This is a genomic window from Haploplasma axanthum (assembly GCF_900660745.1).
GTDB lineage: Bacteria > Bacillota_I > Bacilli_A > Acholeplasmatales > Acholeplasmataceae > Haploplasma > Haploplasma axanthum.
This window is the reverse complement of sequence record NZ_LR215048.1, coordinates 1083383-1105192: the sequence shown is the minus strand read 5'-3', so window position 1 is coordinate 1105192 and position 21810 is coordinate 1083383. Positions and strand designations below refer to the sequence as shown.

Sequence of the window (21810 nt, the reverse complement as noted above, 5' to 3'; positions counted from 1 at the left end):
TAAAAAAAGGTATAATAGATAATGTATACTAAATGGAGGGTTTTATGGATACTAAAAAAGAAAAAAAGGGATTCTTTGGTTGGTTTGCTAACCATCCTACAAAAGCATTATTAATATTGTTATTAGTTATTGTTCCTGTTTTACTATTATCGCTTATTTATGCAAATTACACTAAAAAAGGGAAGTCTTTCTACTTTGAGAAAAAAGACGATACACCTGTTCTTCTATATCAAAGTGATTTATCATCTAAAAAAAAGATTGCTGATTATTTCACATTTACTGTCAATATTGATACGTTTAAATATGTTGAAGAGGATAAGACTAAAGGGGATTATACTTTCAAAAAAGTTTTTAGCCCAAAAGAAAATTATAAAGAAGATGATTTTACTTTCAAGTATGTTCTAGCATCAAATTGGACACATGATCAATCTACTGTCTCAACTACTAGAAGCAATGACTTCACATTAACATACGACTATGATTTACCAAAAAGACATTCAATATTTAAAGTTGGTAAACCTATCTTATATATCGAAATAACATTAAAAAAAGATACGCCAGCAATTGGAAATTTACCAGCAGTATCTGAAAATGAAGTTTTTTATTTAAAATATGATTTAAATAAAGTTGAATATCCAAACGTTAGACAAAAATAAAAAGGCATAAGCCTTTTTTTATTTCTTTAAATTATAATGTTCTAATACTTTAGTATGAATTGCCGAATAAATTTCAGGATTAGCTTTTAAAAATGCTTTAACATTCTCTGCTCCTTGACCAATTTTTTCTTCTTCATATGAATACCATGAACCAGCTTTCTTAATAAAGTCAAGTTCAACAGCTAAATCAACAAGTTCTCCAATTGCAGAGATACCTTCACCATAGATTAATTCAACAACTGCAACTTTAAATGGTGGTGCTACCTTATTCTTAACAACTTTAATATTAACTTTGTTACCAATTAAATCAGTACCTTGTTTTAATTGTTCACCTTTTCTTACTTCAAGTCTTATAGTTGAATAAAACTTTAACGCACGTCCACCAGTTGTTGTTTCTGGATTACCAAACATAACACCAACTTTTTCTCTAATTTGGTTAATAAAAATTACTGTTACATTTCCTTTTGAAATTATACCTGATAATTTACGCATTGCTTGACTCATTAATCTTGCATGCAATCCAACGTGAGAATCACCCATATCACCATTAATTTCCGCTTCAGGAACTAATGCAGCAACAGAGTCTATTACTATTGTATCAATTGCTCCACTTCTAATTAATGCTTCTGTTATTTCAAGTGCTTGTTCACCAGTATCTGGTTGCGATAAAATTAAATTATCAATATCAACACCAAGTCTCTTAGCATAATTAGTATCTAAAGCATGTTCAGCATCTATAAATGCAACATATCCACCAGCTTTTTGCGTTTCAGCAATTGCATGAAGTGCTAATGTTGTTTTCCCAGAACTTTCTGGTCCATAGACTTCAATTATTCTCCCCTTTGGATAACCACCTATACCAAGAGCTATATTTAACGCTATTGAACCTGTAGATGTAGTTTCAATCTCTTGAGTAGCACGATCTCCAAGTTTCATAATTGCGCCTTTACCATACTGCTTTTCAATTTGTTTCATTGCAGCTTCTAATGCTTGCTCTTTTTTATCATTCGCCATATTTTAAAACTCTCCTTTACACAATATTAGTACAAAATATTTGTTTTTACTTTTTACATACTTTCAAAAATAACTGCTTTATTCTTTAATACATAATCTAGACCACTTAGTAGTGTAAAGAATATTGCAATATACCAAACAATATCTCCAACCAATAAAGGTAATCCAAAATCACTAAATAACATTATTAGTAATGCTACCATTGTTGCTGCTGTCTTAATTTTTCCATAAGGTGAGGCTGCAATTACAGTTCCTTTTTCAACAGCTAATAATCTAACACCCGTAACAACAAATTCTCTAAAAATAACTATTACAACTGGCCATACAGCAATTCTTGTAGTTGACACTAAATAAATCATTGCAGTTATAACTAAAACTTTATCTGCTATTGGATCTAAAAACTTTCCAAAAGTAGTAATTTGATTATTTTTTCTCGCTAAATACCCATCTAAAAAATCAGTAAATGCTGCAATTGTAAAGATTGTTGCTACAATAAGTTCGTTGATTCCAATGGTAGTATTGAATATTTGTAAATCATTCCAACTTGGAATCATCATGAAGACAACCATCACAGGAATCAATATTAATCTAAGTAAAGTAATTTTATTTGGTAATGTCATATTATATTTCTCCTTAACATATCAATTTTAACATATTTGTGCTTAAAATGTTGCTTTTTACCTTCCATTTTGATACAATATTTATGCTATTAAACGGGAGGTGAACTTATGGCTAATATTAAACAACAAATTAAACGTAACAAGACTAATGAGAAAAATCGTTTGAAAAATGCATCTTTCAAATCATCAGTGAAAACAGCAATTAAAGAAATTGAAACTGCTGTCGCTGCAGGTGATAAGGAAAAAGCATTAAGCTCACTACCACTTGCTCACAAGAAATTAGATAAAGCACAATCAAAAGGTATTTATCACAAGAATTATGTTGCAAGACATAAAGCTTATCTAGCAACTTTAATCAATAACGTTCAATAATGAAGATAGACACTTGCGTGTCTTTTTTTTACATTTTTTCTATTTCTAAATATCCACCATATTGAGCAACATATTTAACATGTGATAACTTAGGTCCTGAAACGCCATATTTCTTATTAAAACCAATAACATTGATATATTTAGAAATAGTATCTCTTTCATCTTTCATAGCTTCTAACACTGCATAAGTTGCTTTAACATCATCTAATGCTCTATGTGTATTTGGAAAACTAATTGTATATTGGCTTACAGCACTTTCTAATCTATGTGGAAATTTATGACGATCTTTATAAACAGCCATAACATCTAACAAATCATTTTTAACTTCAAATTTTGGATCCCAGTATCTACGATAAAAATTTTGTAAAAATCCTAAATCAAATTGAATGTTATATGCAATTAATAATGTATCTTCATTAATCATACTACTTAGTTTTTGAAATGCTTCTTCTTGACTTACACCATATTTGTCTTGCATTGAAGGTGTAATTCCAGTTATTTCAGTTATTTTTGGGCTAATTGGTACACTAGTCTTTAATAACAAAGATAGTTCTTCGCTAACTTCAAACCCAGCTCCATTATTAACTAATTTCATTGCTCCAATTTCAATTATCTCATCACTAAATGCTGATAATCCAGTTGTTTCAAAATCAAAAACAACAATTTCTTTTCTATTTTTCATTTTTATGCTCCTAATATAAATATTTCTAATCCAATTTTTTTATCTAACTTACCAGTTTTAATATCAAAATCTAATTTTGATAATCTTTCTAAATATCCTTCAAGTAATTCTGAAGGTAATTGATTAGCATTTTTAACTAAATAGTACGCAACTCCACTTTTAATATTAAAGTGTTTTTCTATGTCTTCTTGTGAATAACCTTTTGCTATTAATAACTTGGTATGAATTAAATCCCTAATTTTATTAACAATACTGTTCATTATCCTTAGTGGATCTTCACTTCTAGCTAATAAATCATAATATATTTCAATTGTTTTACTACTATTATTATTTAATAGATTGTTTGTTAACTCATAAATATTTTCTTCAAGATTTCTACTAACCAATTCTGAAACTGAATCAATATCAATAATTTTTGTATCAAAGTTATATAGCATTAACTTTTCTAATTCTTGTGCGACTAAATTCAAATCATAATTTGTTCTGCTAATTAACTCTTTACTTGCCTTTGCAGTTATTTCAAAACCTTTTTTCTTCAATAATGATTCGATATAAAAAGGATATTCATCCTTTTTTAATTCCCCAATTTCTTCGATATAAGCTATTTTAAAAATCGCCTTACCTAAAGAGTAGTTTTCACTAACTAATTCCCCATCTAAAATGATAAATAAATACACATCTGGGTTTGGTTTATCAAGATACTTGATCCAATCATTAATAACTGTATCATCTTCATTTAATAATTCCTTAATATTTTTTACAACTATTACTTTTCGTTCAGAAAAAAAAGAAACTGTCCTTAAATCTTCTATAATATCTTCACTTTTTGTTTCTTGTAAATCATAGATATTAATATTTATTTCATCTACATTAGTTTCTTTAATTTTTTCATTTAATTTCTCTTGTACCAAGTATTCATTTTTACCATACAAGACATTAACTAAATCAATCATTGTAACCCTCCCAAAATCTAACATTAATATTATACAATATTATCACCCTTTTTCATAGCATTTATAGAAGATATTATCCTTATATATTAATGTTGTATCTTGATCTGTTCGATATATCATTACTTTTTCTTTATATAAATTTTGAATAACTTCAGAATTAGGAAAACCATACTTATTATTTTTACCAAGCGATATAATTGCAATCTCAGGTTTAATATACAGAAGAATTTCTTTACTAGTCGAAGTATTTGAACCATGATGTGCAATTTTCAAAATATTACTTTTAAGTCTATCACCATAATAATTAGCAATATCTATCTCTGCTTCCTTCTCAATATCACCTGTAAATAGAACTTCAGAATCAAAATATTTAAGTTTAAAAACTAATGAATTGTTATTAGTACTATCATACCTTCTAATTGGCCCATAAAATTCCATTATTACTTCCTTATAATTAATTATATATCCAGCATCAACTTCTAAAATATTTTTATTATATATACGATATTTCTCATCATGCTTATTTATAATGATATTATCAATAAGAAAATTATCTATTAAAGTATTTGCTTCTTCACTATGATCATTATCACTATGTGTAATAATTAGATAGTTTATCCTCTTTATTCCTAAACTCTTTAAAAATCCACTAACATTTTTATATGCATCAACAACAATAACTACTTCTCCGCTAATATAAACAGCAGAATCTCCTTGTCCAACATCAAGAAAATAAAGTGTTGGTGATGAGGTTTTTATTTTTATAATTGGAATGATCATTATAAAAGCTTGAAGAAAAACTAAAATAATTCTTTTTTTATTACTAACAAAAAAAATCAAAATCAAAATAGTATAAAACAAAATTTTAGCATACGCACTCATAGTAGGAATAGAAAAGTTAAAATTAATTCTTCTATCTGCAATATATTGAATTACTTTTTCAAATATAACATCAATATTAAGAACTGAAAAACTTGGAACAACTGCTATTATAATTGAATATGGTAATAATATATAAATAATTCCTAATAAGAATATTGGTGATAATAAAATAGATAGAACATTAATTGAATTATTAAATGGGATTAAGATTATACTGATAATACTAGAAATAATTACATTTTTTAATACAAAACTCTTATCAGCATAAATTGGCCTTAATAATAAAATTGCATTTCCTAACAAATACATTAGCAAAAAACCTTGACTAAACATATTAAAAGGAAATAAGCATATTAAGAATAAGAAACTTAAATTTAAAAGACTTAGATCATCCAGTTTTAAGTTTTTAAATCGATTTATCATTCTAAAAATATAATAAACTACAAATCTTAAAATTGTCATTTTATAGTTTGTTATTATACAGACTATTAATAACATTGAAGTTATATAGTAATCTTGTTTCTTTAAATCAAATTGACGCATAAAGAACTTTAAAATCTCAATCAATAAATAAAGATGTATTCCACTAAGCGATAAGTAATGTGTGATATTTAGAATCTTCAAGTCATCATTTACTTCTGATTTCTCACCTTGAAAAAAAATCTTTAGATATTCATTAGAATCTATATTTCTAATTTTTTCTTGAATATAATAAAGATAATTATAATTTGGTAAATCGCTAATCTGATAGTTAACTATTTCACCTAATATCCCTTTACCTTGATAATATTTATATGCATCAAAACCATTTGGAATTCTTAAATGATCGTATTCTTTAATCTCGCCACTAACAAGTAAATAACTTCCTAGTTTATAGTTTTTATTAGTTTTTAGATTGTATCTTTTATTTTTATTATATAGGGTTATAACGCTCTTTTTATCATACTCTTTGATATCTACAATTAAAAAGGTTATATTATTAATCATCTTTTGATTTTTAGTTTCATTATATTTAAAAATCAATATCAAAATAAAACTTATTAATACAATCATTGTAATAAAATGATATCTTCTTCTAAAATAATATAAATAACTTATAAGTAAAATGAAAAGCAAATAACTATTTAAAGATATTAAAAATATAAAAACTGCTATTCCATAATAATACAGTGGATTAGACTGTAATAAAGTTAGATATTTTTTCAAGTGTATCTTTTCCAATATATTTAACTTTTATTAGATCATCAATTGTTTCAAAGTAACCATTTTGTTCACGATAAATAATAATATTTAAAGCTCTTTTTTCAGTTAAATTTAATCTTAAGAAATCATTATAGGTCGCTTTATTGATGTTTAGTTTTATTGGCTCTGTTTCTTTAATTACTTTTTTCTTTATTACTATTGTTTTACTTTTCTTAATCTTTTCATTTGTATCTATATTGCTTATATCTGCTTGGTTTGTTAAACCACCTGCAAATATGAATAAATCATCATAGATTATTTCATCATAGAAACTATAAGTTCCTGAATAAACAATCTCGCCTTCTAATTTAATAACAATTTTATTTTTTTCATCAAGTTTATTTAATACGTATTCTTTCTCTTGCTTCTTTGGCCATAAAGCAATATTACATATAACTATTAGAATAATTATTATACCGATTTTATTATTCATTTTAAATCACCTCAAACTATATTAGTAATAAAACTATAAATTTACTTTTAAATAAAAAAAAGACTAAGAGATAACTCTTAATCTTAATATACCAACAAATTCTTCATTTTAAACTTCTAATTTTTTAATTCCTAATAAACGTTCATCAAAATTATAATACTTTCTTTGCTCACTATTGAATAAATGAATAATTGTATCACCAGTATCAATAAGAACCCATCCACTATTATCTTTACCTTCAGAATTTTTATAGTTAACTAGTTCTTCTTTTTTCATATATGAAACAGCTGCTGTACTTTGACGTTCATTAGTTGTCGCGATTATGATGTAATCAAAAAAAGGTGATTTTTTTTCATAATCAAAAGCTTTGATGTCGCTTGCATTTACTTGCTCTAAAATTTCAATAATTTTATTTATTTTTTTCATCTAATTGCTCCTTAAATTTTTTTACTACTTTGTATTGCTCAGGATGTATTTCAAATCCTTCTCTTTGGTTATATTCGATATTTTCTACTAAAAATTCATAAATAGCTTGATCAATATCTTGAAATGCTAATCTACGTAAATAGTCAACACCATTATATGTTCTTCCAAGTTCAATCTTATCACTTATTAGAACTATTTTATCAGTCATGTTCATCTTAACATTTCCCCAAACATGTTTACTAATTGCACTACTTATTAATTCATTATCAATATGAAATTCTTCTTTAATTAGTTTTGATGCTGATAATGCATGATAAATAACAGGAGTATCTTGGTATTTAAGAACATCTTCTTTATTTATATATTTAACTTGATCATCAATACTATCGTACTTCGTATAATCATGAAACAAAGCTGCAATAGCAACTTCTTCGCTAGAAACACCATAATGATTAGCAAGTTTCATAGCCATTTCGTATACCCCAATAATATGATTAAATCTATTGATATTGTTCGTATACTTTATTTTAACTACTTCTTTTATTTCATCAATTGTCATTTCATTAATGCTCCCATAATTGTTATATGCATTTTTTTAGGTAGTTTAATTGTAATATTACAATCACCAACAACATGCATAAATAATAAATCACCAATTGTTATTTGTTTTTTAACCCCATTAATTGGAAATGATTTAGTTGTATATGATAAATCATCAGTTAAATGGTTTTCTTTATTATTAATGTTATATTTGTTTATAGTATTAAAATCATTTAAATACAAGACTAAACTAATTTTTTCTGCTTTATCAAATGTAATCTCTATAAAATCACTAATCACTAATTTTTGAGTATTCTTCAATTGATAAACTTTTGGTTTTAGAGTTTTTTTAGGTAACATCTTTCGATACTTTTCATATTCAAAAAATCAGATAAATAACCACTTACGTATGTACCTGGCATATCATAAAGTTTTTTATTATTAAAATCTTCGATAATTGTTTCTTGTGTTAGACCAGCTTTATTAATACTTAAAACTTTTTCATTATTAGTTAAGGCTTTTAAAATTGTCGATTTACCACTATTTTGAAAACCAAATAAATAAATATCTTTTTCTCTTTCAGACATTATATACTCTTTTAAGTTTTCAATATCATTTTTATTTAATGCTGACATTAAAATAATATCATGGTAAGTAACATTATTATCTTTAGCATATTTTAAAAGTTGATGATGAATAAATCCTAAATTTATATCCTTTGGTAGCAAATCAATTTGATTGATAATATAGACATATTTAGCATTCGGTTGAATTCTTGTTATTGGTTGAGTAAAAAGCAAATCTAATTGCATAATTGACTGAATAATAAAAATTAAACTTTTTTCTTTTATTTCAGAATAATTATTAGGATGATAATGTTTATTTGTTTTTCCATAATGTGCTAGTTGAAAACAATCTAGGCAATATTCATGTTCTAAAGATTTAACATAACCCACTTCAAGAGGATTTGTTGTTTGTTTTATTGCTCCACACCCTAAACATTTATTTTGATTCTGCATATGCTTTTAATACCTCATTATATTTATCTATATTATTCTTTTTAATTTTTTTGATGATTTTGTTTTCCATTTTACGATTAAATCTTGTCAGAAAATGATCACTTTTTTGTTTAATTGGATGAACTAAAATTGCCATCTTAAATTTCATTCGATTTGCTCCATAGATATCAGTCATCATTTGATCACCAATTGCTGCAACTTCATTACGTTTTACACCTGAGAGCTTAAGAGCTTTTTTAAATCCAAATTTAAGGGGTTTTCTAGAGAATTTAACATATGGAATATTTGTTAAAATTGCACTTGCTGTTGAAACACGTTTTTTTCTTGAATTTGAAACAACAACAATTTTAAAATCTTTATTTAATTCTTCTAAAAATTCTTTAATATCTATTGGTATTACATCAATATCATATGGAATTAATGTATTATCTAAGTCAAAAAACAAGGCTTTTATTCCTTGTTCCTTTAGAAAATTATAATCTATTTCTTTAATACTTTTCACATATAAGCTTGGAATAAATTTATTATGCCACTTCATTTGTTATTTCCAAAATTTCAATATTAAAGAATTTGTTACCTGCAATCTTAACAACCAGTTTATCGCCTTTTTCATGTCCCATTAAAGCTTTACCAATTGGTGATTCAACAGAGATTCTTTTTTGAACTGGATTTGCTTCTAGTGTACCTACTAATTGGAATTCAGTTTCAAGTTTTGTTTCTAAATATTTAATTTTTACTGTTTTACCTATTTCAACGATATCTTTATCACTTAGTTTAATAACTTTAGCATTTTTTAAAATATTTTCAATTTCAATAATACGTGCTTCAATTCTTCCTTGTTCGTTTCTTGCTGCATCATAATCAGCATTTTCAGACAAGTCACCTTGTGCACGTGCTTCTTTAAGCATTTCTAAGTTTTGTGGTCGCTTATTATCAATTAAATCATTTAACTCATCTCTTAGTTTATCAACACCGTCTTGAGTTAATTCATATACTCTTTTTACTGCCATCGTATACCTCCTACATTTTCGCTATATATTATATCACTTTTATATCCAAATAGACATTTTTTTTAAGTTTTTATCATACTCTTTATAATTTGGCATTAGTTTTTCAACTAAGTTATAAAAATCTTTACTATGATTAAAAACTTTAGTATGTGCATATTCATGAATTAAAACATAATAAAGATAATTTTTGTCATACTTTGCTAGTGCAATATTTATCTTTATTACATCTGTATTTCTATGATATGATCCAAATTTTGTTTTATAATGGCCTAGAATAATTTTTCTTTCTTTTATTCCATTTTCAGATAAAACATTTTTCAAATCATTGTCAATTCGTTGTAGCATTTTTCCTAAATGTTTTTCATAAAGCCTACGTTTATTATCTTCAAGTTTTTTAGTTGCTGTAAACAAATAAACTTTTTCTCCATCAATCAAATAAATAAATTTTCTTTCTGGAATAATAATAATTTGATATTTATTTCCTTCCAAGATTGCTTCATTTTCATCTGGAGTGTTAGATTGAAATGCAATAAATTTTTGATAATATTTATCAAAGTTTGTTTCTATTAATTCTACAATTTGTTTTTTGCTTACATACTTTGAAGCACTTACTTCAACAAATTCTTTATTAAACTTAAAATAGATATTTTTAATCTTTTTTTCCTTTATAACAAAAGGTAACTTTCTACTATCTTTTTCAATATAATTAATCATCTTTTTTTCTCAGCATTGAATATGGTTCAATCTTAAAAGGTGCTTTGATATAAACTGTTTGTTTTGGATGTCGAGCAATTTCAATTTCATTTAATTCTTCATCATACAATTTATCTAGAATAAAATATCTTTCCGTTCCTTTTGGACTAAACACTTCAATTTCTTCTCCTAATTGGAAATAGTTTCTTTGTTCAATTTTAATAAGATTCTCTTTATCTGACTCAAGAACTAAGCCAATAAATCCTTGATTTGGTTTTTCACCTTGTCCTGCATATAATTGTTGTTCCAAGCCAGGTAGTCCTTCTAAATATCCAAATGATGTTTCACGATTTTCTGCTTTTGAAATCAAATTTTCATAAACTTCATAATTAGCAACTTTACCAGCTTCTAAATATTCATCTATTAACATACGATAAGCTTTAACAACTGTTGCTATATAATGTTGACTTTTCATTCGACCTTCAATCTTTAATGAAGCAACTCCAGAATCAATTAGTCTTACAGTTTGTTTTAATGCTTGCAAATCCTTTGATGACATTGAAAATGCTTGTTCGTTTTCTTTTCCGTCAACGGTTAGTGTATATGCCCAACGACAACTATGTGCACATCCACCACGATTAGCATCTCTTCCTGTCATATTATCAGATAAACTACAACGACCAGAATAACTCATACACATTCCGCCATGAATGAATACTTCAATATCGGCTTCTGTTTGAGTTTTTAAGACATCAATTTCTCCTAATGTTAACTCTCTTGCTAAAACTATTCTTTTAACACCTTTATTGTACCAAAAATTAACAGTATTAACATTCATTGCTGATTGTTGGGTTGAAAGATGCACTTCTAAACTTGTATTTTCTAGTGCCGCAGTTATTATTGATGGTGATGCTGTAATTATTGCATCAACTTTTGCATTTTCTAGTGCTTTTAAATATGGTATTAATCCTTCTAAATCTTCTTCATGAGGAATAATATTTGTTGTTACATAGATTTTCTTTCCTAAATTATGAGCAAACTCACCTGCTTCTTTAATATCATCAACTGAAAAATTTGAAGCACGTGCACGTAATGAAAAGTTTTGTCCTCCTAAGAAGACTGCATCAGCACCATAAATTAACGCTGTTTTTAATTTTTCTAAATCTCCAGCTGGAGCTAATAGTTCAACCATCTTACTCGCGTCCTCTCTTATAATATGTTTTATTATCTAAGAATCCATTATCCCATTTTTCATGATAACTATCTTCAATTTCACTTTGATTTTTAGGATCAATTCCATTTCTATATAATTTCGCAACTAATAGACCATAATCATCATTTTTAAAGATTGTATCAATTATGAAATAATCAACAACTGTTTTTAGTTCTTCTAAAAATGTAAATGAATTCATAACTTTACTTCTGAAAACATGTGTCCCAGCCTTATCTTGATATATAGGGTATGGACTATCTTTTCTTTTTGGCTCAACAATCTTTAAATTTTGAAGATTAGTATAATCTAGTTCTGATTTTGTCAGTTCTTGATAGTTATCTAATAATTTCCTTTTTGAATAAAACATATTTAAATGTCCATGTCCAACCATAAATAATTGATAATTTTTATTAGCACCAATTGTTAAGATATCTTCTAAAGTAATCTCTTTAGCAACATATGCACCTTTAATTCCTTCACTACTTAAGAAATTAAAGTCAATCGTATTTGTTAATAAAGTCTCAGGATTATAAATGATTTTATCTTTAATTCCTAAATTAATTAATTCAACAACAGTTCCTAAATCAGCAACTACAACACCTGTTAAATTTAAGTACTCAATCGTTTTAAAAGTCTTAATGAATTCTATCAATTGATGATCAGTAAACATTTGATTAACCATTAAAAAGATTTCTTTGTTATTCTGATTAGATTTTTCGATAATTTCATTAATGTCAGAAATCGAAAAACTTCTTGTTAATCTGGTTGCAAACAACTCAGATCCAACAATAAATCCATCAACATACGGAAAAAACTTTTCCAGGTTATCTTTATCATATAAAGTTATTATTCTTTTCATTATTTCACACTCGTTCTTACATATATTTTAAAGTGAAGTAAGAAGCAAAAAATTAATTTCGCTTCTTACTTACACTCATACCATCTCCAACATTATAGAATGTTGTTTGATAGTCGTTATTTTCTTTTAAATAATTTTTAAAGTTTTCTAATTTAGTAATTAACTGTCTAGTACTTCTTGAAACTTTAGTTATATCTAGATTATGAAAATTAAGATTATCACAAATTATTATACCATTTTTTGAGAGATTAACTTGATATTTTTCAAAAAACTTTTGATATTGAGCCTTTGCTGCATCAATAAAAATCAAATCAAATTCTTCCTTAATATCATCAATTAAAAGTGCATCACCTTTGATTATTTTAATTTCCTCATTAAATCCTAAATCACTGATATTTTTTATTGCAAGATTATACATTTCATCATTACGTTCTATTGTTGTTACAAAACAATCATTCATAGCAAAAGAGATTGCACTATAGCCAATTGCTGAGCCAATCTCTAATACTTTTTTTATATTATTTTGTTTAATTATATCAATTATAAATTCCAAACCTTCATTTGAAATTATTGGAACATGATTTTCTATTGCATATTCTTTAATTTTATTATATTTCGTCATCACTTTCATCAAACTCTTCATCTTCATCATCTAATGAATCATAATATTGATCAAGTAATTCATCTAACATTGCCCATTCTTCATCTGTTTCAATGTCTAAAACTTTTCCTTCACCACTGCCATCTTCACTGTATCTTGCAGCACTAACATCGCCACTTTCAACAAGTTCAAAGACAACATATTTCTTTCCATTTTCTTCATGAGTAAATAGAATCGTTGCTAGTTCTTCTTTACCATCTTCAGTTATTAATGTAATTTGATTTTCATCCATTTTTATTATTCTCCTTATAATCTAAATAATTTTGTAAGATGATTACCGCAGCTAATTCATCTTTTTTTGTTTTTTGTTTTTTTCTTGAAACATTATTACCAATCATTGTTTTTAAAGCTGCTTGAGTTGATGTTCGTTCATCCCAAAGAACAACTTCAACATCAACTAATTCTTTAACTTTGTTAGCAAAATCAATTGATATTTCACCACGAATTCCTAAATCGTTATTCATATGTTTAGGTAATCCAATAACTAAAACTTGGAAATTTTCTTTCTTCATAATATCAGCAATTATTTTACTTGCCTCAAAATAGTCATCATTCTTAAAGTAGAGTGTTTTATAACTATTAGCAATAATTCCTGATTCGCTTATTGACAATCCTAAAGATTTACTTCCAAGATCAAGTCCTAAATATTTTTTCATAATTTTTCCTTTATTTTTTCTAACGCACTAGGAACTAATTCAAGTTCTTTTGTTCCACCTTGAGCAAGGTTATCCTTACCACCACCAGAACCATTTACTAACTTAGCAAGTTCTTTAATTAGCGATCCAGCATTTGTTTTTCCATTAGTTTTAGCAATAAACGTTGCTTTATCATCAGTGATATTTACAAGTAATACTGTTTCCGCATTAATTTTATCATAAATTACATCAACTAATTGTTTTAATACTTTAATATCTAAATTTTTTGTTTCAATAATTGTTTTTTTAGAAACGTTCTCAGGAATAAATTTATCAGCATTAGTTAATATATCTTTTGTTTCATTTTCTTGTTTTTGTTTTTCTAATTCATGGAAACTATTTCTAATGTCTTTTAGACTCATTCTAGCATCTAATATATCACTATATGAATTAGTTTTAATATTTAAGTCATATTTTTTGAAATCTTTTAATGCTGTTAAGCCTTTTTCATTTAACTGTTTAACTTCTTCAACAATATAATTAGTAGCATCCTTAATCAGTGGTTCAATATTAAAATCAGTTGAAGCAGTAATACGGAAAATCCCTGATCCGATTGATTCGAAATTAACAATAGCAAATTTCTTTATATCTTCGGTATTCTTAACATGCGTTCCACCACATAATTCAATGCTATCATTCATTTTAACAACTCTAACTACATCACCATACTTCTCACCAAATAATGCCATTGCACCAAGTTTTTTAGCATCAGCAATTTTCATTTCTTTAATAACAACTTCTGCATTTTTATTTATTTTATCGTTAACAATTTTTTCAATCTTCAATAAATCTTCATCAGTTATATTTTCAAAATGATTAAAATCAAATCTTAGATAATCTTTATTAACTAGTGACCCCTGTTGAACAACGTGTGTTCCAAAAACTTCTTTTAAAGCCTTATGTAAAAGATGGGTTGCACTATGATTCTTCTCTGTTTGATGTCTAACGTTTTCGTTAACTCTAGCATCAACAATATCTCCAACATTAAAGTTGCCATCAATAACATGCAAATGTTGTCCATGTGGAAGTTTTTTAACTTGAATGACTTCTATATCATTGATTGTTCCAAAGTCACTTACTTGGCCACCACTAGTTGCGTAAAAAGGTGTTTCTTTTAAAACTATTCCTTCATCAAATACAGCAATAACTTCAGTTTTTGCATCTAATGTGTTATAACCAATAAACTTAGATTCTACAGTAAAATTCAAATATGCTTCACTTTGAGTTGCCATACTATCAATGTTTTCTCTTGCTTCTCTTGAACGCACTTTTTGTTCTTGCATTGCTTTATAGAAACCATCAGTATCCACTGTTACATTGTTTTCTTCTGCATATTCAATTGTTAATTCAATTGGGAATCCATAAGTATCATACAACATAAATGCTGATTCACCAGAAATTATTTTCCCATCTTTTTTAATAACATCTTGTAGATGTTTTTCACCTTCAGCAATTGTTTCTAAGAATTTTTGTTCTTCTTTTAGAATAATTCTTTCACAAATACTTCTATTTTCTTTTATTTTTGGATAGAAATCACCCATTGTTTCAATAACTGAATCAATTAGTTTATGTAAGAATGGTTCATTCAATCCTAGATTTCTACCATACTTAACAGCTCTTCTAAGAATTCTTCTTAAAACATATCCTCTTCCTTCATTTGAAAGCATTGCTCCATCTGAAATTGAAAATACTAATGTCTTGATATGATCAGCAATTACTTTGAAAGCCATTTGACTTTCGTATTTAACTCCTGTTAATTCTTGAACTTTTTTGATAATTGGAAAGAATAAATCCGTTTCAAAGTTAGTTTCAGTTCCTTGAATAACGCATGCAAATCTTTCTAGTCCTGCACCAGTATCAATATTTTTATTAGGTAATTCTGGATAGTCATGTCTTTCAAGACCTGCTTTTGAATTAAATTGTGAGAAAACAATATTCCAAATTTCAATATAACGATCATTTTCAAGATCTTCACGAACTAATTCAAGCCCACGTTTATCATAAGCTTCGCCACGATCAAAATATATTTCAGTATCTGGACCACATGGACCTTCACCAATTTCCCAAAAATTATCTTCTCTTGGGATAACATGTTCACTTGGAACACCTAATGATATCCATTTTTCTTTTGTTTCAAGATCTTCTGGATAATATGTGAAAATTAACTTTTCAATTGGAAAACCAAAATACTCATTACTTGTTAGGATTTCAAATCCAAATTCGATTGCTTCTTTTTTAAAGTAATCACCAATTGAAAAATTTCCTAGCATTTCAAAGAATGTATGATGTCTTGCTGTTCTTCCGACATTATCAATATCATTTGTTCTTATACATTTTTGAACGTTTGTTAATCTTCTTGAAATTGGCGTTTGAGAACCATCAAAATATTTCTTTAAAGGAGCAACACCTGCGTTAATCCAAAGTAGTGTTGGATCATCATTTGGTATTAATGATGCAGACTCTAAAATATGATGTCCTTTATTTTTAAAAAATCTTAACCATGTTTCTCTTATTTCATTTGATGTCATATAACGCATAAATAAATTCCTCCTTAATAAATAAAAAGCCCTAAGATAATATAATATTATCTAAGGACGTAAATTACGCGGTACCACCTTAGTTCTAGATTTAATCTAGCACTCTTTATAAAACTAAAATTAGTTTGTTTGTATGCTCCTAAGTAGCTTTCATTCCTTTAAATGCTTTGTTTTCACCAACCACAAAGTCTCTTAATTTCTCTTCAAAAGAATTACTCTCTTAATCAACGCAAATCAATTTTATCATAGTCGAATAAAATTGTAAAGATTTAAAGTTTTTAAGTATCAAATACCTTGAAAAATATCCAAATTAACCGTTACAACTTTATCTTCATTATTTAATAAAAGATTAAACAGGTATTTATTAATCTCTTTTTGCTTATCAAGGTCATTCTTTACATAATAAACCCAAGAGATTCTAACTTTTTCATTTTCAATGATATGGAATCTAAACGAATTTATAGCATTGATATTTTTTAAATATTTTCTTAGATTAAGTACCCACTTCTTAGTAACATCATATTCAATATAGGTATTATTATTAAAAATGATAACTGTTTCTTTTTTAAATCCCGACTTTTTTAAATCAATCATTATAATAATATTCCATATAGTAACAATAACAAGAATAATAATCAACGAAATAGTAAGTTCATTTATTCTTTTAAAATCATTTATAAATAAATTAAGTAATAAAATAATTATATTTAACATTAATACACTTAAGGATATTACTCTATACCCTTTTAAAACTGTAAATCTTTTTAATCTTATTCCTTTATTTGTGATATTTAATGTTTCTTTGTTTTTGTAATAATCAAATATATTAAAAGCCGTAATAAAAAATATTGTATATATTATTGTAATTATGTAGTCTCTATTATTGATTTTATTTTCTTCGTTAAACATCATAACCAAAAGAAATATTACTATTATACTTGCATATATTACAGAAAAAATCATTCTACCACGATATGTTTTTTCCTTAGCTATCTGACTTCTTAAAAGGAAAAAAACAGCTGGAACTATTATAAACATTGCTATTACCATTTTATACACAAAACTTTCTACTTATTCTTAAAGATTTTTGTGAATATAAATGGAACTGCAAGTCCTGCATAACAAGTAACAATTAAATATCTAATGAAATCAAAAATTAAACTTTGATCTGGAAATACTTCTTTTAAAATAAAATAAATAGCAAACGTACTTACAAGTCCTATTAAAGCTTTTAAAACTTTGTTTGTAATATTTGTTACAACATTATGTTTAACATATAGTTTTTCAAGAGCATATGAAATAGTGAAACCTATATATCCACCACCAGCAACAAATAAATCTTTATAACTTCCATAGTCTTTACCTACGAAAAATAATAAAGCAATAATAATAACTGGAATTGCATATAAAGGATAAATGTGTTCTTTATCTTTCATTTTATCAAACAATTTAAACATAAAGTGTGAAACAATTAAACCAATAAGTGCTCCAACTAAAACATCAGTTAGAAAGTGTTGTCCCAAATATACTCTTGAAAATGGCACAAGAATCAAAGTTGCTATTAATAATCCTTTTACTACTTTATTCTTTTTCCCATACTCATCCATCATACTATAATAAATAACACCTGTTGCTTGTGAGTGACCACTTGGGAATGAATAGCCATGAGTTGTTTCAAAAATATCAGTGATTCCTTCATAAGTATATGGTCTTACTCTTTTAACTATTACTTTAAAAATGCTGTTAAATAATGCACTACCTACAAAAGCAAAAAAGAATTTATATGCAAATCTTTTATCTACTAGCCAGTATAATAAAACTACTAAAACTATAAAGAAATAACTGCTTCCAATTTGAGTAATCATATACATTAAATAGTCCATAAAATTACTTCTTAAATTGCTTTGAATCCATTTAACAATACTTATATCTATTTTATCCATAAATTTTCAATCCCTGCTTCACTTTTTTTAATATTTTTAGTTCTTCTTCTTGTTCTAAACCAATAATCTTATTTTGAAGATTAATTGAATAATTACTATCTAAAATACCTTCTTTTTTCATTTTCTTTAGTATTCTTTTAGCTGCTAAATAACCGTATAAGAAACGTTCATTAATTCTACTACGTGTAAATCTAATAGCATCAATAATATCTAGTACTCTACTATCATGAAAAATAGTTTTTGAAGAAAAATTGATAATCAGATTATTTTCATTCAAATATTGACTTAAGTCATAGTAATTATCAAGTGGTATTACAAAGATAACATCACACTTCTTTTCTATTAAGGGTTCAACAACATAGTTATCAAGTAATCCACCATCAACATAAGTGTTTCCTAAAATATCTGTGCTACCAAAAACACCAGGAATTGATGCTGATGCTAAAACAGCATTTTTAGGCATTACATAATTATTCAAATGAAAGATTTCAAGTTCAAGATTTGAAGTTTGGAAATGTCCAAATCTCATTTCTTTATCTTTAACTTTTGCTGCTGTAATATAACACTCAAATTTTGATTTTCGAATATTTTTTTCACTAACAAGCGAAGACATTTTTTTAAAAAGTGGACTTAAATCATATAATCCATTGCTAAATAATCTAAGTCCACTTTTATAAACTAATCTATTATCGATATTATCCCATGCTTTTATAACATCTTCTATGTTATTGTAATTCATTAATAGCATGGTATTTATCGCTCCAATTGATGTGCCAGTTATATATGTAATTTTATCTAGAAGATTAAACTCTTCTAATGCTTTTAAAACACCAAGTTGATAACTACCTTTTGCTCCGCCACCACCAAGAGCTAATCCTATTCTCATTATTTATACCTATTAACAGTTTTTTTCAAACGCATATCTTGATCTTTCTTTTTAAGATCTTCACGTTTGTCATAATCTTTTTTACCTTTAGCAAGTGCAATTTCAACTTTTGCTAATCCTTCTTTCAAATATAATGATAAAGGAATAACACTATAGCCTTGTTCTCTTGACTTACTAAAGAGTTTTAAAATTTCGTTTTTATGTAAAAGTAATTTTCTTGGTCTAGTTTCTTGGTGGTTATATCTGTTTGCTTGGTCATATGTTGCAATATGCATATTACTAACAAATGCTTCATTATCTTTAAAAGTAATGAATGCCTCATTTAAACTAACCTTTCCTAACCGTATTGACTTTATTTCACTTCCTACTAGTTTTATTCCTGCTTCGTATTTATCTTCAATGAAATAATTATAGTTTGCGGTTTTGTTTCTTGAAATTATTTTCATTTGGTTTTTTCCCCTTTTGTTGCTTATTATAAATAATAAAATCTATTTCTCTTTCAATCATATCAACACTGATTAATTCAACTTCAATTTTATCACCCATTTTATATAATTTCCCATTAGCGTAATATCCTAAAACAACCGGATCATAAGTACTATTGCGATAATTATTTTTCATGTTGACAAATCCTTCAATTCCGTTTTTTAATCTTACAAATATACCGCTTTTCATTATTTGGATTATTTGCCCTTCAAATACTTCTCCAATTTTATCTAATAAATATTCACAAGATTTTAATTGAATAACATCACGTTCAATATCAATTGCTACTCTTTCTTGAACAGATGTATGTTTAGCAACATCATCTAAAATATTATCAAAATAGTTAAACTTCTTTAAACTATTATCTTCAGCTAAAACTAATTTTTTAATTATTCGATGCAAGATAAGATCAGGATATCTTCTAATTGGTGATGTAAAATGCGTATAGTAACGTGCCGCTAGTCCAAAGTGTCCTAACGGATTTTTATCATATTTTGCACGTTGCATTGAACGTAGTAAAATCATATTAACGATAAATTCTCTTTCAGTTCCTTTAACACTTTTTAAAATCTTTTGAAGTTCTTTAGAATTTCTTATTGCTTTCTTATTATAAGTAACATTTAATCTTCCAAGTTTATCTAACGCTTCATCTAGTTTTGTTTCATCTGGTTTTTCGTGAATACGATAAATGCTTGGAAACTCATTAATTTCCATATGGAATGCAACAGTTTCATTTGCTGCTAACATAAATGACTCAATTAATTCTTCTGCTTGTCCTGTTTTTCTTGGATAAACTTTAACAATCTTATTATCTTTGTTAAAAACAAACTTAATCTCTTCACTATCAAATTCTAATTCACCACGTTTTTTTCTTACATCAGTAAGTTTTAACGCTAATTCGTTCATTGTTAGTAATAAGTTATCTAATTCTTCATTTCCAAGCGATTTATTTTTTTCGATTAAAAGATTAACATCATCATAATTTAATCGATATTTTGATTCAATAATGGTTTTTCTAATATCATACTCAACCACTTTACCATTACTGTCAATAACCATTAAACAACTAAGTGTTAATTTTTCTTCATGTGGATTTAAACTACATAAATCATTTGATAGTTTATGAGGTAACATTGGAATTACTCTGTTTGCCATATAAACACTTGTTGATTTTTTATATGCTTCTTTATCAATCAAACTATCTTCTTTAACATATAATGATACATCAGCAATATGAACACCCAAATGATATTTTCCGTCAATCACTTCTAAACTGATTCCATCATCTAAATCTTTTGCATCTTTACCATCAATTGTAACAACAAGTTTATCTTTTAAATCTAATCTTGAAACTCTTTCATAATCATAGTCAATTTTAATATCTGCAACGGACTTTTCAAGTTCATCCATATTTGGATCTGGCCAATTATGATATGCAACTATTTTTAATATATCAATATCTGGATCATTAATATGTCCAATAACTTCAGTTATCTTTGCATAGATTTTATCTTCTGTTATATGTTCAACTTCTAACTTTACAACACTTCCATCAACAACTAATGATTCATCACCAACTACAATATTTTTAAATAGTGGTTTGTCAGTAAAGTACTTAAATGATTTTCTTCTTCTTTGAACTGTAGCAATAATTATTTCTAATCCTCGTTTTAAGATTTCTTTAATATATGCTTCACCTTTTTTTAATTCCACTAAAACAATATCATTACTCATTAAACTTCTAATTTCTTTTTTATCAATATAAATATCTTCATCTGGTTGACGTAAAAAAGCAAAGTTTTCTTTTTTATCAACTGAACCTATAAAGATATTATCTTTTAATATATAGTATGGTGAATCATAATATAAATATTTTAATTCTTGTAAATCTAGTTTACCTAATTCATCCTCATGAACTTTTCTCTCTTTTAATTCATGAAATTTTAAATATACATTCTTCATGAGAATACCTCTTTCCATTAATTTAA

At 26.5% G+C, this 21810-nt stretch carries 26 protein-coding genes and 1 other annotated feature; of the genes, 2 read left to right on the top strand and 24 right to left on the bottom strand.

Annotation, left to right across the window (positions count from 1 at the left end; translation table 11 throughout):
* The first annotated feature begins 44 nt into the window (after window positions 1-44).
* Window positions 45-656 carry a hypothetical protein gene (locus EXC62_RS05200; protein WP_026390033.1) on the top strand — a complete coding sequence of 204 codons (612 nt, stop codon included), beginning with the start codon at window positions 45-47 and terminating at the stop codon, window positions 654-656.
* 18 nt (window positions 657-674) lie between these two features.
* Here the strand turns inward: EXC62_RS05200 and recA are convergent, their stop codons facing one another.
* Window positions 675-1670 (bottom strand): recombinase RecA, encoded by a 996-nt coding sequence (recA, locus tag EXC62_RS05195; RefSeq protein ID WP_052589656.1) that lies wholly within the window; start codon window positions 1668-1670, stop codon window positions 675-677.
* Window positions 1671-1723: 53 nt separating this feature from the next.
* Entirely contained in the window at window positions 1724-2290 is a 567-nt protein-coding gene (gene pgsA / locus EXC62_RS05190; protein WP_026390034.1) for a CDP-diacylglycerol--glycerol-3-phosphate 3-phosphatidyltransferase, read from the bottom strand.
* 108 nt (window positions 2291-2398) lie between these two features.
* Between pgsA and rpsT the strand changes: the two genes are divergently transcribed.
* Entirely contained in the window at window positions 2399-2662 is a 264-nt protein-coding gene (rpsT, locus tag EXC62_RS05185) for a 30S ribosomal protein S20 (protein ID WP_026390035.1), read from the top strand.
* A 28-nt stretch (window positions 2663-2690) separates the two neighbouring features.
* Here rpsT and EXC62_RS05180 read toward each other — a convergent pair whose 3' ends face one another.
* From EXC62_RS05180 to rnr, 22 genes are all read right to left on the bottom strand, one after another.
* Window positions 2691-3344 (bottom strand): 3'-5' exonuclease, encoded by a 654-nt coding sequence (locus tag EXC62_RS05180; RefSeq protein WP_035375546.1) that lies wholly within the window; start codon window positions 3342-3344, stop codon window positions 2691-2693.
* A 2-nt stretch (window positions 3345-3346) separates the two neighbouring features.
* Complete coding sequence (gene holA / locus EXC62_RS05175; RefSeq protein ID WP_035375547.1) at window positions 3347-4297, bottom strand: DNA polymerase III subunit delta; 951 nt, start codon at window positions 4295-4297, stop codon at window positions 3347-3349.
* 42 nt (window positions 4298-4339) lie between these two features.
* Window positions 4340-6232, bottom strand: a complete 1893-nt coding sequence (locus EXC62_RS05170) for a ComEC/Rec2 family competence protein (protein ID WP_162849137.1) — start codon at window positions 6230-6232, stop codon at window positions 4340-4342.
* A gap of 121 nt (window positions 6233-6353) precedes the next feature.
* Entirely contained in the window at window positions 6354-6854 is a 501-nt protein-coding gene (locus tag EXC62_RS05165; RefSeq protein WP_026390038.1) for a ComEA family DNA-binding protein, read from the bottom strand.
* A 108-nt stretch (window positions 6855-6962) separates the two neighbouring features.
* Window positions 6963-7280, bottom strand: coding sequence for a ribosome silencing factor (gene rsfS, locus EXC62_RS05160; RefSeq protein WP_026390039.1), 318 nt, complete (start codon window positions 7278-7280; stop codon window positions 6963-6965).
* The gene (gene yqeK, locus EXC62_RS05155) at window positions 7264-7839 is read right to left on the bottom strand and encodes a bis(5'-nucleosyl)-tetraphosphatase (symmetrical) YqeK (RefSeq protein ID WP_026390040.1); all 576 of its coding nucleotides are present in this window, start codon (window positions 7837-7839) and stop codon (window positions 7264-7266) included. Before yqeK ends, rsfS begins: the two co-directional genes overlap by 17 nt.
* The gene (locus tag EXC62_RS05150) at window positions 7836-8180 is read right to left on the bottom strand and encodes a hypothetical protein (RefSeq protein ID WP_162849136.1); all 345 of its coding nucleotides are present in this window, start codon (window positions 8178-8180) and stop codon (window positions 7836-7838) included. The genes yqeK and EXC62_RS05150 overlap by 4 nt, the downstream gene beginning before the upstream one ends.
* Window positions 8159-8839 carry a GTPase gene (locus EXC62_RS05145; protein WP_129747508.1) on the bottom strand — a complete coding sequence of 227 codons (681 nt, stop codon included), beginning with the start codon at window positions 8837-8839 and terminating at the stop codon, window positions 8159-8161. The genes EXC62_RS05150 and EXC62_RS05145 overlap by 22 nt, the downstream gene beginning before the upstream one ends.
* Entirely contained in the window at window positions 8823-9377 is a 555-nt protein-coding gene (locus EXC62_RS05140) for a YqeG family HAD IIIA-type phosphatase (RefSeq protein ID WP_026390042.1), read from the bottom strand. Before EXC62_RS05140 ends, EXC62_RS05145 begins: the two co-directional genes overlap by 17 nt.
* The gene (gene greA, locus EXC62_RS05135; RefSeq protein ID WP_026390043.1) at window positions 9364-9849 is read right to left on the bottom strand and encodes a transcription elongation factor GreA; all 486 of its coding nucleotides are present in this window, start codon (window positions 9847-9849) and stop codon (window positions 9364-9366) included. Before greA ends, EXC62_RS05140 begins: the two co-directional genes overlap by 14 nt.
* Window positions 9850-9888: 39 nt before the next feature.
* The gene (locus EXC62_RS05130; protein ID WP_026390044.1) at window positions 9889-10563 is read right to left on the bottom strand and encodes a M48 family metallopeptidase; all 675 of its coding nucleotides are present in this window, start codon (window positions 10561-10563) and stop codon (window positions 9889-9891) included.
* Complete coding sequence (locus EXC62_RS05125; RefSeq protein ID WP_035375548.1) at window positions 10556-11734, bottom strand: peptidase U32 family protein; 1179 nt, start codon at window positions 11732-11734, stop codon at window positions 10556-10558. The genes EXC62_RS05130 and EXC62_RS05125 overlap by 8 nt, the downstream gene beginning before the upstream one ends.
* A 1-nt stretch (window position 11735) precedes the next feature.
* Window positions 11736-12614: a peptidase U32 family protein gene (locus tag EXC62_RS05120; protein WP_026390046.1), complete on the bottom strand. Its 879-nt coding sequence runs from the start codon at window positions 12612-12614 to the stop codon at window positions 11736-11738.
* 52 nt (window positions 12615-12666) lie between these two features.
* On the bottom strand, window positions 12667-13245 hold the full coding sequence (locus tag EXC62_RS05115; protein ID WP_084156615.1) for an O-methyltransferase: 579 nt from the start codon (window positions 13243-13245) through the stop codon (window positions 12667-12669).
* Window positions 13223-13507, bottom strand: a complete 285-nt coding sequence (locus tag EXC62_RS05110; protein ID WP_035375549.1) for a DUF1292 domain-containing protein — start codon at window positions 13505-13507, stop codon at window positions 13223-13225. The genes EXC62_RS05115 and EXC62_RS05110 overlap by 23 nt, the downstream gene beginning before the upstream one ends.
* The gene (gene ruvX / locus EXC62_RS05105) at window positions 13500-13931 is read right to left on the bottom strand and encodes a Holliday junction resolvase RuvX (RefSeq protein ID WP_162140098.1); all 432 of its coding nucleotides are present in this window, start codon (window positions 13929-13931) and stop codon (window positions 13500-13502) included. Before ruvX ends, EXC62_RS05110 begins: the two co-directional genes overlap by 8 nt.
* Window positions 13928-16507, bottom strand: coding sequence for an alanine--tRNA ligase (alaS, locus tag EXC62_RS05100; protein ID WP_162140099.1), 2580 nt, complete (start codon window positions 16505-16507; stop codon window positions 13928-13930). The genes ruvX and alaS overlap by 4 nt, the downstream gene beginning before the upstream one ends.
* Window positions 16508-16557: 50 nt before the next feature.
* Window positions 16558-16744, bottom strand: a binding site (T-box leader).
* 48 nt (window positions 16745-16792) lie between these two features.
* Complete coding sequence (locus tag EXC62_RS05095) at window positions 16793-17566, bottom strand: hypothetical protein (protein ID WP_162140100.1); 774 nt, start codon at window positions 17564-17566, stop codon at window positions 16793-16795.
* 8 nt (window positions 17567-17574) lie between these two features.
* A complete protein-coding gene (locus EXC62_RS05090; RefSeq protein WP_026390051.1) occupies window positions 17575-18450 on the bottom strand; it encodes a phosphatase PAP2 family protein in 876 nt (291 codons plus the stop codon).
* Window positions 18443-19336, bottom strand: coding sequence for a patatin-like phospholipase family protein (locus tag EXC62_RS05085; RefSeq protein WP_026390052.1), 894 nt, complete (start codon window positions 19334-19336; stop codon window positions 18443-18445). The genes EXC62_RS05090 and EXC62_RS05085 overlap by 8 nt, the downstream gene beginning before the upstream one ends.
* Window positions 19336-19782 carry an SsrA-binding protein SmpB gene (gene smpB, locus EXC62_RS05080; protein WP_035375551.1) on the bottom strand — a complete coding sequence of 149 codons (447 nt, stop codon included), beginning with the start codon at window positions 19780-19782 and terminating at the stop codon, window positions 19336-19338. The genes EXC62_RS05085 and smpB overlap by 1 nt, the downstream gene beginning before the upstream one ends.
* The gene (gene rnr / locus EXC62_RS05075) at window positions 19745-21784 is read right to left on the bottom strand and encodes a ribonuclease R (protein ID WP_052589664.1); all 2040 of its coding nucleotides are present in this window, start codon (window positions 21782-21784) and stop codon (window positions 19745-19747) included. The genes smpB and rnr overlap by 38 nt, the downstream gene beginning before the upstream one ends.
* Between the last annotated feature and the right edge of the window lie 26 nt (window positions 21785-21810).